Source organism: Pseudomonas fluorescens HK44 (assembly GCF_000217955.3).
GTDB classification, from domain to species: domain Bacteria; phylum Pseudomonadota; class Gammaproteobacteria; order Pseudomonadales; family Pseudomonadaceae; genus Aquipseudomonas; species Aquipseudomonas fluorescens_AQ.
In genome coordinates this window covers 232,031-247,881 of sequence record NZ_AFOY02000008.1, presented here as the reverse complement: position 1 = coordinate 247,881, position 15,851 = coordinate 232,031, and the positions used below count along the sequence as shown (strand labels likewise).

Here is a 15,851-nt window from a genome sequence, read left to right as displayed (position 1 = left end):
CGCAACATTCAATATTCATGCTGAATGTTACACCGCTATCGCGAGCAGGCTCGCTCCCACAGTTGGATCGTGGCCGACTTAGGACTTCTTGGAGGTTGCGGCGGCTTTGACGCCGCGCTGGCGCAAGGCTTCGAACAGGCAGACGCCGGTCGCTACGGAAACGTTGAGACTGCTGACGCTGCCCGCCATCGGCAAACGCACCAGGTAGTCGCAAAGATCACGCGTCAGACGACGCATCCCGCTGCCTTCCGCGCCCATGATCAAGATAGTCGGGCCGGTCAGGTCCTGCTGATACAGATCCTGCTCAGCCTCCCCCGCCGTACCGACAACCCACAAGCCACGTTGCTTGAGCTTTTCCAGGGTGCGTGCCAGGTTGGTCACGGCCACCAACGGAATCACTTCCGCGGCCCCGCAAGCGACTTTACGCACCGTTGGAGTCAGGGTCGCCGACTTGTCCTTTGGAACGATCACTGCCAAGGCACCCGCTGCGTCGGCAGAACGCAGGCAAGCACCGAGGTTGTGCGGGTCGGTTACGCCGTCGAGCACCAACAGCAGCGGTGCGCCTTCAGTACGGTCGAGCAGCTCGTCGAGCATTGCCTCGCCCCAGACCTGGCTTGGACTCACGTCCGCCACCACGCCCTGATGCACGCCTTCAACCCAGGCATCCAGCTCACGACGCTCGGCCTGGCCGACTGCAACGCGGTTTTCGCCGGCCAACTCGATCAGCGTCTGAACGCGCGGATCACTGCGGCCTTCGGCCAGCCAGATCTGCTTGACGCGTTTCGGGTGATGACGCAGCAATGCTTCTACGGCATGCACGCCGTAGATTTTTTCCAACTGACTCATGACTTGGCCTTAGGTTTACGTGCCCCGCCGCTTTTGGCTGGAGCCGAGCCCGCTTTTGGCGGGCCTTTACGGTGTTTACTCGGTTTGGCTGGCTTGCCGCCGGAGGCCTTTTCAGGCGCCGACCGCCCGGTCTTTCCCCCAGACGCCGCTTTACCGCCGCTTTTCGCTTCGGCCAACAACGCCTGCTTCATTTCACGACTTTTGCGGACTTCGGCGTTTTTTGCCGCCGCATCGCTCGGGCGATAGGCCTCGACCGCTTTTTCCTTCGCCGGACCGCGACGACCGGTTTTGGCCGGTGCCGGCTCAGCAGCAGTCTTGGCAGCAGGCGCTGAGGTTTCTGCACCACGCTTCTTGCGGCCAATCGGTGCGCTGATGGTTTTTTCAGCCATCTCGAAGTCGATCTTGCGCTCGTCCAGGTCAACCCGCATCACACGCACTTCGACGGTATCGCCGAGGCGGAAGCTGCGACCGGTACGCTCACCGGCCAGACGGTGATGCACAGGGTCGAAGTGGTAGTAATCGCCCGGCAAAGCGGTCACGTGGACCAGACCTTCGACGTAGATGTCGGTCAGCTCGACGAACAGGCCAAAACCGGTCACCGCGGTGATCACACCCGGGAACGACTCGCCCACGCGATCTTTCATGAACTCGCACTTGAGCCAGTTCACCACGTCGCGGGTCGCTTCGTCGGCACGGCGTTCGCTCATCGAGCACTGCTCGCCGAGCTGCTCCAGCGCCGCCTCGTCGTACGGGTAGATGCGCGCTTTCGGAATGGTCATCGCCCCGGCACGACGCACGTGTGGCGTGTCTTGTTTGGAATGGATGACACTGCGAATCGCCCGGTGCGTGAGCAAGTCCGGGTAACGGCGGATCGGCGAGGTGAAGTGGGTATAGGCTTCGTAATTCAGGCCGAAGTGGCCCTGGTTATCAGCGCTGTACACCGCCTGGCTCAACGAGCGCAACATGACGGTCTGGATCAGGTGGAAATCCGGACGATCCTTGATCCCGGCCAGCAACGCCTGGTAATCCTTCGGCGACGGGCCGTCCTTGCCCTTGTGCAGGGACAGGCCGAGCTCACCGAGGAAGGCGCGGAGTTTTTCCAGACGCTCTGGTGGCGGACCATCGTGAACCCGGTACAGCGCAGGGATTTCGTGTTTCTTGAGGAACTCGGCGGTGGCCACGTTGGCCGCCAGCATGCACTCCTCGATCAACTTGTGCGCGTCGTTGCGCACGGTCGGACGGATTTCGGCGATCTTGCGCTCGGAACCGAAGATGATTCGGGTTTCCTGCGTTTCGAAATCGATCGCCCCGCGCACGTGACGGGCCGCCAGCAACACCTTGTACAGCGAGTAGAGCTGCTTGAGGTGCGGCACCACGTCGGTGTACTCGCCACGAAGCTGACGAGCCTCGGTGGTTTTCGGCTGCTCCAGCATCGCGCTGACCTTGTTGTAGGTCAGACGCGCGTGGGAGTGAATCACCGCTTCATAGAAGCAATAGTCGGTCATCTCGCCGGATTTGGAGATGGTCATCTCGCAAACCATGGCCAGGCGATCGACATGCGGGTTCAGCGAGCACAAGCCGTTGGACAGCTGCTCAGGCAGCATCGGCACCACGCGCTCGGGGAAGTACACCGAGTTGCCGCGCACCTGGGACTCGGCATCCAGCGCCGAACCGATCTTCACGTAGCTGGAAACGTCGGCAATCGCCACGTACAACTTCCAGCCGCCGGAGAACAGCCGCAGCTTGCCTGGCTTGGCTTCGCAGTAGACCGCGTCATCGAAGTCGCGGGCATCTTCGCCGTCGATGGTGACGAACGGCAGATGACGCAGGTCAATGCGCTTCTCTTTGTCTTTCTCTTCGACTTCCGGCTTGAGCTTGGCGGCTTCTTTGAGCACCGCTTCCGGCCAGACGTGAGGAATGTCGTAGGTCCGCAGGGCAATATCGATTTCCATGCCCGGCGCCATGTAGTTGCCAACCACTTCCACCACATCGCCTTGCGGCTGGAAGCGCGGAGTCGGCCAGTGCGTGATCTTCACTTCAACGAATTGGCCGATATTGGCGTTGGCGTTACGACCCGGCGTGACCAGCACTTCCTGCTGGATCTTCGGGTTGTCGGCCACCACAAAGCCGATGCCGCCTTCTTCGAAGTAGCGGCCGACGATGCTTTCGTGAGCACGCGAGACCACTTCGACGATCACGCCTTCGCGGCGACCACGACGGTCGAGGCCGGAAACCCGTGCCAATGCACGGTCGCCGTCGAACACCAGACGCATCTGCGCGGGGCTCATGAACAGGTCGTCACTGCCGTCGTCCGGGATCAGGAAGCCGAAGCCGTCACGGTGACCGCTGATGCGCCCCAGGATCAGGTCGAGCTTGTCTACCGGCGCGTAAGTGCCGCGGCGGGTATAGATCAGTTGAGCATCGCGCTCCATGGCGCGCAGGCGGCGGCGCAGGGCTTCGATCTGGTCTTCTGTGGTCAGACCAAACTCTTCGACCAGTTGCTCGCGGTTAGCAGGCGAACCCCGATCAGCAAGGTGCTGAAGGATCAGTTCGCGGCTAGGAATAGGGTTTTCATATTTTTCCGCTTCACGAGCGGCCTCGGGATCGAGGGATTGCCAATCGGCCATTAGAGAGTTTTCACCTTGTCTATATGCGGGTTAGTTTGGCATAGGCGTAATGAAACGGGAAATTTCAGGCTCTTGGAGGACCTAAAAGCCCCTTCCTCCGCCTGGAAAGACAGCATTAAGCACCGCTCGTAATATTTTTCAGTTTTTTTTGAGACCAGGGGTTTACAGTTAAAAGGACGCTCCGTATAGTGCGCGCCATCGACGACGCAGACGCATGTCGATACTGCCCAGATGGTGAAATTGGTAGACACGCCAGCTTCAGGTGCTGGTGACCGCAAGGTCGTGGAAGTTCGAGTCTTCTTCTGGGCACCAATTTCGAGCTTGAGATTAGTTCAATTTCAAGGCTCACACAAAAACCCGCGAAAGCGGGTTTTTGCATTTTAGCCATTTGATTTATTAAAATTAAATCAGGGGTTTACAGATCAAAACGCTCTCCGTATAGTGCGCCACATCAACAGCGGCAACGTTGCTGATACTGCCCAGATGGTGAAATTGGTAGACACGCCAGCTTCAGGTGCTGGTGACCGCAAGGTCGTGGAAGTTCGAGTCTTCTTCTGGGCACCAATTCAACGTTCAAGATTAACGATCTTGAACCTCACAAAAACCCGCTTTCGCGGGTTTTTGCGTTTCCGGCCTTCGATAATCTCCAGCCACCGCCATCCCTGCTGGATGTATTTGAGTCGCCGATAAAGTAAAAGATCGCAGCCTGCGGCAGCTCCCACACGGGGAAACGCATATTCCTGTGTGAGCTGCCGCAGGCTGCGATCTTTTGATCTTCAGGCAATCAAGCCCGGAACTGCCCCAGGCTCGCCTTCAGTTGCGCCGCCAGGCTGTCCAGCACCTTGCCGCTGGCTGTGGTTTCCACGACTGCCTGCGCCGCACGCTCGGCCTGGGCATGAATCGTCTCGACCCGCCCACGCACCGCGTGCGCGCCTTTGGCCTGATGGGCCGCCGCCTGAGTCGCCAGACCGATGGCCGCATGCACCTGTTCGACGGAAACCTGCACCGACTGCTGCAAGCGCGCACTGTCGCGCAATACCAGCAAACCTTCGCTGGCCTGACGCCCCGCCTGCCCGATCGCCGCTACGGCCTCGCGAGCGCCTTGCTGCAACGCCCCGATGTGCGCCTGAATGTCGCCGGTCGAGCTTTGAGTCTTGCTGGCCAGCGCCCGCACTTCATCGGCCACCACCGCAAAACCGCGCCCGGTCTCACCGGCCCGCGCCGCTTCGATCGCTGCGTTCAGCGCCAGCAAGTTGGTCTGCTCGGCGATCCCGTGAATCACCTCCAGCACCACTTCAATCTGCTCGCTCTGCTGCGCCAGGCGTTCGATGACTTTAGCCCCGGTATCGACCTGCCCGGCCAATGCCTCGATGAGACTGCCGACCTGCGCCGAGGTACGGGTGTTTTCATCCGTCGCCTGACGAATATCCACCACCTGCTGCAACGCCGCCTGCATCGCGTGGCTTTCGGCCTGCGCCTCGTCAGCCATTTGCGACAAGGCACGCAAGCTCTCCGCCACTTCATCGCGCTGGGATTTCGCCGCCGCATCGGCGCCGGCATTGCGCTTGCTCATGGCACCGATTTCCACGCCGGTGCGCTGGGCCACATCACCCGCCTCGCGAACGATCGGCTGCAACTTATCCACAAAGCGATTGACCGCCGATGCCATGTCGCCGATCTCATCTTTGCTGTTGATCTGCACGCGCTTGGTCAGGTCGCCATCACCCGCGGCCAGATCGTCCATTGCCGCAATCAGCAGCTTCAGGCGATTGACCACCCGCCGCCCAAGTACGACCGCCAGTAGCAGCAAGACACCGCAGCCGACCAGCGCCAGCGCCATGCCGATCCGCCAGCGCAAGGTCGCCGCCGCTTCCTGAACGGTGCTGGCGGTGTTGGCTTTCATCACGGTGGCCGTGGACTGCGCCGACTGCAAGCGCGAGCGCATGGCCGTAGCGCTATCCGCTGCTGCGCCCTTGAGGCTGTCGCCGACCAGTTGATCACTGCTGGCGATCAACGCCGAGAAGCGCTTGTCGAGGGCTACCAGGTCAGTTTCCACCGACGCCGTGGAGACCCCCATCAGCACCTTGCCAATTTCCACGCCATTGGGATTGATCGAGGCTTCGAGGTAGTAGACCGAGGGATCGCGTTTCGCCGCATCCAGCACCTTATCCAGCGCCCGCTCACCCTGGCCTTTTTCCAAAAGGGCCTGGTTGATCGGGTTTTCCCGGTTCAGGTAGCGGGTCAGGTGCTGACCGGTGGCGTCGTCGTACACCACGAACAGCACGTTCGGATTGCGCTGGGCCCGACGGGCGAATTCGGACAGTGTTGGAACGTCGCTGTCCCACATGGCGCGGGGTGCGACCGAGGCCAGGAGCTGTGCCATGTCATTGGCCGAGTCCTTCAGGTCTTTTTCCAGCGCCGCACGCAGTTGCGCCTGCTCGTCTTTGAGTCGCGACGACAAACCGGCGGTCAGGCGCTGGCGGGTGCTGGTGGAGAGGCTATCAAGACTCGAAGTGACTTCACGCCCGGCCTGTTCGAGTTCGCCGGAAAGCTTCTGGCTATCGACGCCGAGGCGATTGCCCAAATCGGCTTCCAATGCGGTCACGGTGCTCCGGGTCAGTGCGACAGCCACCAACACCTGCACCAATAAGGCGATACCAAGGGTAACGAACACGGGCCGCAACAAACGGCTTTGTAACAGTGAGAGAACGGCCGACACAGGAAATCCCTCTACTTGCACGCCATTAAATTGATGGCACTCTGGAAAAGAGATTCACAGCAAAGGTCATGCCGCTCAACAGGCATAAACGACAAAGGGCCCGATTAAGGGCCCTTTGTGTTTTACATCAACGACTTATTAAGCGAACGGGTGACGCAGAACGATGGTCTCGTTGCGGTCCGGACCCGTCGAAATAATGTCGATCGGTGCACCGACCAACTCTTCGACGCGCTTGATGTAGTTGCGAGCAGCCTGAGGCAGCTCTTCCAGGGTCTTGGCCCCCAGGGTCGACTCGGTCCAGCCCGGCATTTGTTCGTACACTGGCTCCAGACCGATGTAGCTGTCGGCGTCGGTCGGTGCGTCGATCACTGCACCTTCCTGGTTCTTGTAGCCCACGCAGATGTTGATGGTCTCAAGACCGTCCAGCACGTCCAGCTTGGTCAGGCACAGGCCCGAGATGCTGTTGACGTCGATGGCGCGACGCAGGATGACGGCGTCGAACCAGCCGCAACGACGGGCACGGCCGGTGGTAGCACCGAATTCGTGGCCACGCTTGGCGAGGAACGCACCGACGTCGTCGAACAGCTCGGTCGGGAACGGACCCGAACCCACGCGAGTGGTGTAAGCCTTGGTGATGCCGAGGATGTAATCCAGGTACATCGGGCCAAAACCCGAACCGGTCGCGATGCCGCCAGCGGTGGTGTTGGAACTGGTGACGTACGGGTAGGTACCGTGGTCGATGTCCAGCAGGGAGCCTTGAGCGCCTTCGAACATGATGTCTTTGCCGTCGCGACGCAGGTTATGCAGTTCGGCAGTGACGTCGAGCATCATCGGCTTGAGCAGCTCGGCGTATTCCATGCACTCGTCGAGAGTCTTCTGGAAGTCGATGGCCGGCTCTTTGTAGTAATTGACCAGTACGAAGTTGTGGTAGTCCAGCAACTCGCCCAGCTTGGCGGCGAAACGCTCACGGTGGAACAGGTCACCAATGCGCAGGCCACGACGTGCAACCTTGTCTTCGTAGGCCGGGCCGATGCCGCGCCCGGTGGTGCCGATCTTCAGCTCGCCACGGGCCTTTTCACGAGCCTGGTCCAGCGCAACGTGGTAAGACAGGATCAGCGGGCAGGACGGGCTGATACGCAGGCGCTCGCGCACCGGTACGCCTTTTTCTTCCAGCTTGATGATCTCGCGCAGCAGGGCGTCAGGTGCAACGACCACGCCGTTGCCGATCAGGCACTGCACGCCAGCGCGCAGAACGCCCGACGGGATCAGGTGCAAGACGGTTTTTTCGCCGTCGATCACCAGCGTGTGGCCAGCGTTGTGGCCACCCTGGTAGCGCACTACGGCGGCAGCATGTTCGGTCAGCAGATCAACGATCTTGCCTTTGCCCTCATCACCCCATTGGGTGCCCAGGACTACGACATTCTTACCCATAACACTTGTCCTCATTCGCGCAAACTTGGTGCCGGCAGCCGCCGGCAGGAAAACTCAAGAAGCCAGCGGCAATACTTGCCAAAGCCCGTTCTGCTGAATCAATTGCCGGTCGCAGTCCGCGTCACGGGCGGCGGCCAATGGTTGCCCAGGCAATGCCTGAACGACACGCTGACCCTCACTGCGCAACTGGCAAACCTGCTGCCAGAGTGCTGCATCCGTACTGTCAGGCATCCAGATACCGCCAGACGGTAGCTCGATCTCAGCACGCCCCAGGGTCACCAGGGTTTTCAAATCGGTAGAGAAGCCGGTTGCCGGACGGGCGCGACCGAAATCGGCGCCGATATCGTCGTAACGACCACCCTGAGCGATGGACTGGCCAACACCCGGTACAAACACCGCGAACACCACGCCGGTGTGGTAGTGATAGCCGCGCAACTCGCCCAGATCGAAGTACAGCGCAAGATCCGGGAAACGCACGGACAAACGCTCGGCAATCGCCAGCAAGTCGTCCAGCGCCGCCAAAACAGGCGCCGGCGCATTGGCCAGGCGCTCGCGAGCGGCAGCCAGCACCTCACGACCGCCACATAGATCAACCAGCGCCCGCAGCATGCCCGACACATCGGCAGGCAGGCCTTCGGTCAAGGTAACGACCTCATCGATGGCCTTGCGTTGCAGGGCATCGAACAACTGCTGCTCGACTTCACCGGACAAACCGGCGGCGCGAGCCAGGCCACGGTAGATGCCTACATGACCGAGGTCCATGTGCACATCCGGCACGTCGGCCAGTTGCAGCATGGCCAGCATCAGGCTGATGACTTCCACGTCGCTGCTCGGGCTGGCATCGCCGTACAACTCGGCGCCCAGCTGAATCGGGCTGCGCGAGGTCGACAAGGCCCGCGGCTGCGCATGCAGCACACTGCCGGCGTAGCACAGACGGCTCGGGCCTTCGTGACGCAAGGTGTGCGCATCGATGCGCGCCACTTGCGGCGTAATGTCGGCACGGAAACCCATCTGCCGGCCCGACTGCGGGTCGATGACCTTGAAGGTCCGCAGATCGAGGTCCTGGCCTGCGCCAGTCAGCAGGGATTCCAGGTACTCGATATGCGGGGTCACGACGAACTCGTAACCCCAGCTCTGGAACAGATCCAACACCTGACGACGCGCGACTTCAATGCGCGCCGCCTCTGGTGGCAGTACTTCTTCGATGCCATCTGGCAGCAGCCAGCGGTCTACCGTTGCCATTACGCCATTCCCCTATGATCCGGGCCGCCAGCCCTCGGGCCGGCCTTGAGTGAAGCAGAAAATGTCTGAACCTACGCATAAGCTCCGCGCATGAACAACGCGGCGATCGGCCTGGAATCAGCCTCGCCAAACACTTTCCTCGAAAAACCTGTCGAGTTGTTCAACCCGAGTCTTGCAATAAACAACCGCAATCAAACGTGCAGACGCAAAAAAGCCGGGAATTTCCCGGCTGCCGCATCATACACACGTTTTCTCAAAGGATCACCCCGCGAGAGGTTTTAGCCGCCCGGCGGGGTCCCCCAAGATCAGTGTCGGATCAAGGCTTGGCTTTTTCCAGGTAACGGAAGAAGTCGCTGCTTGGGTCCAGAACCATGACGTCGGTTTTGTTCGCGAAGCTTTCACGGTAGGCACGCAGGCTACGGTAGAAACCGTAGAACTCCTGATCCTGGCCGTAGGCCTTGGAGTAGATCGCTGCGGCCTGGGCATCACCGTCACCGCGAACCTCTTCAGATTCACGATAGGCTTCAGCCAGCAGTACACGGCGCTGACGATCGGCGTCGGCACGGATGCCTTCGGCCAGCTCGTTACCCTTGGCACGGTGCTCGCGTGCTTCACGCTCACGCTCGGTGCTCATGCGCTCGAACACACTGCGGTTCACTTCCTTCGGCAGATCGATGGCCTTGACCCGAACATCAACCACTTCGATGCCCAGCTCTTTTTCCGCCATCTTGTTCAGCGAAGCCGTGATGTCCGCCATCAGTGCGTCACGCTCACCGGAAACCACTTCGTGCAGGGTGCGCTTGCCAAACTGGTCACGCAGGCCCGATTCCAGGCGACGCGAAAGGCGCTCGTCTGCAATTTGCTTGAGACCGGAGGTCGCAGTGTAGAAACGCTCGGCATCCTTGACGCGCCACTTGGCGTAGGCATCAACCATGACGGCTTTCTTTTCCAGCGTCAGGAAACGCTGTGTCGGCGCGTCCAGCGTCATCAGGCGTGCGTCGAATTTACGCACCTGGTTAACGTAAGGCACTTTCACATGCAGGCCCGGCTGAACATCAGTCTGAACCACGCGCCCGAACTGCAGTAACACCGCGCGCTCAGTCTGAGCCACGATGTAGAAGCAGTTCCAGGCTGCGATCGCCACGACGACGCCGACAATAAGGGCGATCAGCGATTTATTGCTCATCAGCGACTCTCCCTGGTACGTGCCGGCTGCTGCAGATCAGATGCCGAACGCGTATGCCCTTCATTGCTGGTCGCGGCCGCGCTGGTTACCGGCGCTGCACCACTACGACCACCGTCGATCATCTTGTCCAGCGGCAAGTACAGCAGATTGTTCTGGCCATTCTTGTTGCCGGTCACGAGAACCTTGCTGGTATTGCTGAAGACTTCCTGCATCGTGTCCAGGTACAGACGCTGACGAGTGACTTCTGGCGCCTTGCGATATTCGGCGACCAGTTTGGTGAAGCGATCTGCTTCACCCTTGGCGCGCGATACCGTTTCGTCGCGATAACCGTTGGCATCTTCAATGATGCGCTGGGCCTGACCGCGGGCTTCCGGCACAACGCCGTTGGCGTAGGTTTCAGCCTGGTTGCGCGAACGCTGCTCATCTTCACGAGCGCGGATCACGTCATCGAAGGCTTCCTGGACTTCACGCGGTGCAGCTGCGCTCTGAACGTTGACCTGAGTGACGGTGATACCAGTGCGATAGGTATCGAGGAAGCGTTGCAGACGCTCCTTGATTTCGCTGGCCATCAATTCACGGCCTTCGGTCAGCACCTGATCCATGGCGGTCGAACCCACCACATGGCGCAAGGCGCTCTCGGTCGCATGTTGCAGGCTGATTTCCGGCTGATCGACGTTCAGCACGAAGTCCTGCAGATTGGTGATCTTGTACTGCACGGTCAGTGGCACTTCGACGATGTTTTCGTCTTCAGTGAGCATTTGACCCTGCTTGGTGTAGGCACGCTCACGCGTGACGTTTTCCATGTACTTGCGATCAATCGGCGGGAAATAGATATTCAGACCCGGACCGACGGTTTCGTAGTATTTGCCGAAGCGCAGCACTACGGCTTGCTCCTGCTCGTCGACGACGTAAACCGCGCTGTACAGCCAGACGGCCGCCAGCACGACAAGGCCGATGCCGAGCAGGCCGTAACCGCCGCCCCTGCCCGAACCACCACCATCATCATCGCGTTTCTTGCTACCACCGAACAACCCATTCAGGCTTTCCTGCAGCTTTCGGAAGGCCTCGTCGAGATCTGGTGGCCCCTTGCGGTCGCCATTATTGCGGCGCTTACCACCCCAAGGATCCTGATTATTCGAGTTGCCACCCGGCTCATTCCAAGCCATAGCGCTCTCCATCTGATAAAGCAAAGACGCACCCACGGCGCGCCGACCAATGCTACAGAATGCCTGCCACAGCGGCACAACCGCTTTTTCAGGCTTTTATTGCAAAGTGTGTTGCTCGATGAATTCCAACGGCTGCATTCCCTCGCGGCTCACCAGTCGATTGAGCTCGACTCGCGGCAAACGAACGGCCAGCAAACAGATGCCTTCTTCGTCGTGTTCTTCTTTCTGTACGGCGCCGAGCGCAAAGAACTGCGCACGCAGTCGAGCAAAACGCTGCGGCAAGCGCAAGGTGCCGACGAACAAATCGTTGCCCAGCAATTCCGCAATCGCCTGCTTGAGCAGATCCAGACCCTGACCGTCACGCGCCGACAACCAGACCCGCTGCGGCTTGCCGTCGGCATCACGCTGGATCTGCGGCTCTACGCCCTCGAGCAAATCGAGTTTGTTATAGACCTCCAGGATCGGCAAGTCTTGTGCACCGATCTCGCCGAGCACCACCATGACCTGTTCGATCTGGGCCATCCGTTCTGGCTCATGGGCGTCGATCACATGCAGCAGCAGGTCAGAGTTGCTCGACTCTTCGAGCGTAGCCCGAAATGCCTCGACCAGTTTGTGCGGCAGGTGACGAATGAAACCTACAGTATCAGCCAGCACGATCGGACCGAGGTCGGCGAGCTCGAGCCGGCGCAAGGTCGGGTCGAGGGTCGCGAACAACTGGTTGGCGGCGAATACATCGGAGTCGGTGACCGAGTTGAACAGCGTCGACTTGCCGGCGTTGGTATAACCCACCAGTGAAACCGACGGGATATCCGCACGCTTGCGGCCGCGGCGAGCCTGATCACGCTGACTGCGGACCTTTTCCAGACGCCCCTTGATCTGCCGCAGGCGGACCCGCAGAAGACGCCGGTCGGTTTCCAATTGGGTTTCACCCGGACCGCGCAGACCGATACCGCCTTTCTGCCGCTCAAGGTGAGTCCAGCCGCGAACCAGTCGCGTACTCATGTATTCAAGCTGGGCCAGTTCGACCTGGAGCTTGCCTTCATGGGTGCGGGCGCGTTGGGCGAAGATATCGAGAATCAAGCCGGTACGGTCAATCACGCGACACTCGAAAACACGTTCGAGGTTACGTTCCTGACTGGGCGTGAGGACGGAATTGAAAATCACCAGATCGACCTTCTCGGCTTTGACCTGGTCGCGTAATTCCTCGACCTTGCCACTGCCAATCAGGTATTTGGCGGTTGGCCGATGACGCGGCACGTTAACAAACGCGACGGTCTCGGCGCCGGCCGAAATTGCCAACTCCTGAAACTCCTGCGGATCTTCGCGCGCCTCAGGGTCCTGACCATCCAAGTGAACGAGAATGGTTCGCTCACCACCACCGTGGCGCTCAAAGAACAAAGGAGACTCCTATCAGGCGTTACCTGGCTCAGCGTCAGCTTGTTCGGATTCGGTTGCGCTCGGCAGACGAATTGGACGAACCGGCACCACTGTAGAGATCGCGTGTTTGTAGACCATCTGGCTGACGGTGTTTTTCAGCAGGATAACGAACTGGTCGAACGACTCGATCGTGCCTTGCAGTTTGATTCCGTTGACCAGATAGATGGAAACCCCAACTTTCTCTTTACGCAATGTATTCAAGTAAGGGTCTTGTAGCGAATGCCCTTTTGACATGTGCCGCACTCCTTTAAGGATTCAATAATAAAAATAGGTAAAAAAATGGCTTAGGCCGTCACACCCCCAAGGATAGACGGCAATTGCAAGGACTCAGCTCAATATGGAGACCGTTCCCAGGTATTTCAAGGCGCGTGGCAGATTGTCGCAATCGAGGCTGTCCAACCAGTGTAAATCAGCCCAACTGCGTAGCCAGGTGAACTGGCGCTTCGCCAATTGGCGCGTGGCAATGATCCCACGCTCCTGCATCTCGGCTGACGTCAGCTTGCCATCCAGGTAATCCCAGACTTGTCGGTAGCCTACAGCGCGTATAGACGGCAACCCGGCATGCAGGTCACTTCTTTTACGCAGGGCTACGACCTCGTCAATGAATCCCTGTTCCAACATTTGTGTGAATCTTTGTTTAATACGCTCATGCAGTACCTGGCGGTTCGCTGGAGCGATAGCCAAGTTCGCGACAGTATAGGGCAATTGTGGGTGACCCGAAGCGCCTGCTTCAGTACTTTGCGCAGATTGTCGCGCGCGGTGTTCGGTCATGCTCTGGCCACTGACCCGATAAACCTCCAGCGCCCGACTGAGTCGCTGCGGGTCATTGGGGTGAATTCGCGCCGCCGACACCGGATCAATGACCGCCAACTGATCGTGCAGGGCTTGCCAGCCAAGGCGTGCAGCCTCCTCCTCGATTTCAGCGCGGACCTGCGGATCGGCCGCCGGCATATCGGCCAGACCTTCGAGCAAAGCCTTGTAATAGAGCATTGTGCCGCCAACCAGCAGCGGAATATTGCCGCGCGCGGTGATCTCGGCCATGGCCTGCAGGGCATCCCGGCGAAAATCCGCCGCCGAATAGGCCTCGACCGGATCAAGAATGTCGATCAACCGATGAGGAAATTCGGCCAGCAGTTGCTTCGAAGGCTTGGCAGTGCCGATGTCCATGCCTCGGTAAACCAGCGCCGAGTCGACGCTGATCAGCTCGCACGGCAGGACCTTGGTCAGCTCGATGGCCAGATCGGTCTTGCCCGCAGCGGTCGGGCCCATCAGGAATATCGCTGGAGGGAGTTGGCTCATCAACGACCGCGCAAGAACAGTTTGTCCAGATCATCCAGGCCCAATTGGGTCCAGGTCGGTCGGCCATGGTTGCATTGACCGCTGCGCTCGGTGTTTTCCATATCGCGCAGCAGACCGTTCATTTCCGGCAAGGCCAGGCGCCGGTTGGCGCGAACAGCGCCATGGCAGGCCATGGTCCCGAGCAGTTCGTTCAGGTGTGCCTGAATCCGGTCGCTGGTGCCATATTCCATCAGGTCCGCCAACACGTCGTGAACCAGACGATTGGCTTCAGCCTGTTTGAGCAACGCAGGAATCTGCCGGATAGCCAGGGTTTCCGGGCCCAGACGCTGCAGTTCAAAACCGAGGCGCTGGAACCAGCCGACGTGCTCTTCGGCGCAATCGGCTTCACGCTGACTGACCGCAATCGACTCCGGCACCAGCAGCGGTTGGCCGCTCAGGCCTTCGCTGGCCATCGCGACTTTCAGCCGTTCGTACATGATCCGCTCATGCGCGGCGTGCATGTCCACCAGCACCAGCCCTTGGGCGTTCTCCGAAAGAATGTAGATGCCCTTGAGTTGTGCCAGCGCATACCCCAGCGGCGGGATATCGCCCTGACCGTCCGGCAGTGCCGTGGCATTCGCTTCCGGCAGTGGCGCAAAAAATTCGCGATAGGCAGCCTGCGCCTCGGCCACCGGCACGCCCGACTGCGGACGCGGCGTGTATTGATACTGATAACCGGCGCCGGCGCCCGAGCCCGCCGTCGCATTAAAGGACGGCTGTGCCTGCGGCTGCTCCAGCAGCGCATTGGCCGCCAGACGCATTTCACCTTGCGGGCCGAACTCGCCGGCTTCAATCCCGGTCGGCCTGACGACGACCGTCGCGACAGGCGCAGCCAAATGGTCTTCCGGACGCACATCGCCCAAGGCGCGGTGCAAGGTGCCGTAGAGGAAGTCATGGACCATGCGCCCGTCACGGAAGCGTACTTCGTGTTTGGTCGGGTGCACATTGACGTCGACACCCGCCGGATCGACTTCGAAAAACAGCACGAACGTCGGGTGCCGGCCATTGAACAGCACGTCGCGATACGCCTGGCGCACCGCGTGGGCCACCAGTTTGTCGCGCACCGCACGGCCGTTCACGAAGAAATACTGCAAGTCCGCCTGGCTGCGGTTAAAGGTCGGCAACCCGACCCAACCCCACAAATGCAGGCCATTGCGCTCGATCTCGATTGGCAGCGCCTGCTCCAGGAAGCCCGCGCCGCAGATCGCCGCCACACGCCGGGCGCGAGCCGCGTCGTCATGGGCTTCGTGCAGGCTGAGGATGGTCTTGCCGTTATGGCGCAGATGGAACGCCACGTCGAAGCGCGCCAGCGCCAGACGCTTGATCACTTCTTGCAGGTGATCGAATTCGGTTTTTTCGGTCTTGAGGAATTTGCGCCGCGCCGGGGTGTTGAAGAACAAGTCGCGCACTTCAACCGAAGTGCCCACCGGGTGGGCCGCTGGCTGGACGCGAGGCGCCATGTCCCGGCCTTCGGTCTCGACCTGCCAGGCCTGATCGGCACCCCGGGTGCGGGACGTCAGGGTCAGGCGCGCCACGGAGCTTATCGACGCGAGGGCTTCACCACGAAACCCGAGGCTCATCACCTGTTCGAGATCCTCGAGATTGCGAATCTTGCTGGTGGCGTGTCGCGCCAACGCCAGCGGCAAATCATCGGAGGAGATGCCGCTGCCATCGTCGCGAACCCGCAGCAGCTTGACGCCGCCCTGCTCGACATCGACGTCGATCCGCCTGGCGCCGGAATCGAGGCTGTTCTCCAACAGCTCCTTGATCACCGAAGCCGGGCGCTCAACTACCTCACCGGCGGCAATCTGGTTCGCCAGTCGCGGGCTGAGCAGCTCGATACGCGCTGCGGTGTTCAC

General features: G+C 60.2%; 11 protein-coding genes and 2 tRNA genes. 2 read left to right on the top strand and 11 right to left on the bottom strand.

Annotation, left to right across the window (positions count from 1 at the left end):
• Window positions 1-78: 78 nt before the first annotated feature.
• Window positions 79-846, bottom strand: coding sequence for a 23S rRNA (guanosine(2251)-2'-O)-methyltransferase RlmB (rlmB, locus tag HK44_RS07645; RefSeq protein ID WP_019691513.1), 768 nt, complete (start codon window positions 844-846; stop codon window positions 79-81).
• Entirely contained in the window at window positions 843-3,473 is a 2,631-nt protein-coding gene (rnr, locus tag HK44_RS07640; RefSeq protein WP_019691512.1) for a ribonuclease R, read from the bottom strand. Before rnr ends, rlmB begins: the two co-directional genes overlap by 4 nt.
• Window positions 3,474-3,698: 225 nt before the next feature.
• On the opposite strand from rnr, the gene HK44_RS07635 reads away from it, so the two are divergent.
• Window positions 3,699-3,785: transfer RNA gene (locus HK44_RS07635), tRNA-Leu, on the top strand.
• A gap of 165 nt (window positions 3,786-3,950) precedes the next feature.
• Window positions 3,951-4,037: transfer RNA gene (locus tag HK44_RS07630), tRNA-Leu, on the top strand.
• Between the two features lie 220 nt (window positions 4,038-4,257).
• Here the strand turns inward: HK44_RS07630 and HK44_RS07625 are convergent.
• From HK44_RS07625 to mutL, 9 genes are all read right to left on the bottom strand, one after another.
• Window positions 4,258-6,192, bottom strand: a complete 1,935-nt coding sequence (locus HK44_RS07625; protein ID WP_019691511.1) for a methyl-accepting chemotaxis protein — start codon at window positions 6,190-6,192, stop codon at window positions 4,258-4,260.
• Between the two features lie 138 nt (window positions 6,193-6,330).
• Window positions 6,331-7,623: an adenylosuccinate synthase gene (locus tag HK44_RS07620; RefSeq protein ID WP_019691510.1), complete on the bottom strand. Its 1,293-nt coding sequence runs from the start codon at window positions 7,621-7,623 to the stop codon at window positions 6,331-6,333.
• Window positions 7,624-7,677: 54 nt separating this feature from the next.
• Complete coding sequence (locus HK44_RS07615) at window positions 7,678-8,865, bottom strand: ATP phosphoribosyltransferase regulatory subunit (protein WP_019691509.1); 1,188 nt, start codon at window positions 8,863-8,865, stop codon at window positions 7,678-7,680.
• A 316-nt stretch (window positions 8,866-9,181) separates the two neighbouring features.
• Window positions 9,182-10,051: a protease modulator HflC gene (hflC, locus tag HK44_RS07610; protein ID WP_019691508.1), complete on the bottom strand. Its 870-nt coding sequence runs from the start codon at window positions 10,049-10,051 to the stop codon at window positions 9,182-9,184.
• Window positions 10,051-11,217 (bottom strand): FtsH protease activity modulator HflK, encoded by a 1,167-nt coding sequence (gene hflK, locus HK44_RS07605; RefSeq protein ID WP_019691507.1) that lies wholly within the window; start codon window positions 11,215-11,217, stop codon window positions 10,051-10,053. The genes hflC and hflK overlap by 1 nt, the downstream gene beginning before the upstream one ends.
• 96 nt (window positions 11,218-11,313) lie before the next feature.
• Window positions 11,314-12,615 carry a ribosome rescue GTPase HflX gene (hflX, locus tag HK44_RS07600; RefSeq protein ID WP_019691506.1) on the bottom strand — a complete coding sequence of 434 codons (1,302 nt, stop codon included), beginning with the start codon at window positions 12,613-12,615 and terminating at the stop codon, window positions 11,314-11,316.
• Window positions 12,616-12,627: 12 nt separating this feature from the next.
• Window positions 12,628-12,888 carry an RNA chaperone Hfq gene (gene hfq, locus HK44_RS07595; RefSeq protein ID WP_019691505.1) on the bottom strand — a complete coding sequence of 87 codons (261 nt, stop codon included), beginning with the start codon at window positions 12,886-12,888 and terminating at the stop codon, window positions 12,628-12,630.
• A 93-nt stretch (window positions 12,889-12,981) separates the two neighbouring features.
• A complete protein-coding gene (gene miaA / locus HK44_RS07590) occupies window positions 12,982-13,953 on the bottom strand; it encodes a tRNA (adenosine(37)-N6)-dimethylallyltransferase MiaA (RefSeq protein WP_019691504.1) in 972 nt (323 codons plus the stop codon).
• A complete protein-coding gene (gene mutL / locus HK44_RS07585) occupies window positions 13,953-15,851 on the bottom strand; it encodes a DNA mismatch repair endonuclease MutL (RefSeq protein ID WP_187682488.1) in 1,899 nt (632 codons plus the stop codon). Before mutL ends, miaA begins: the two co-directional genes overlap by 1 nt.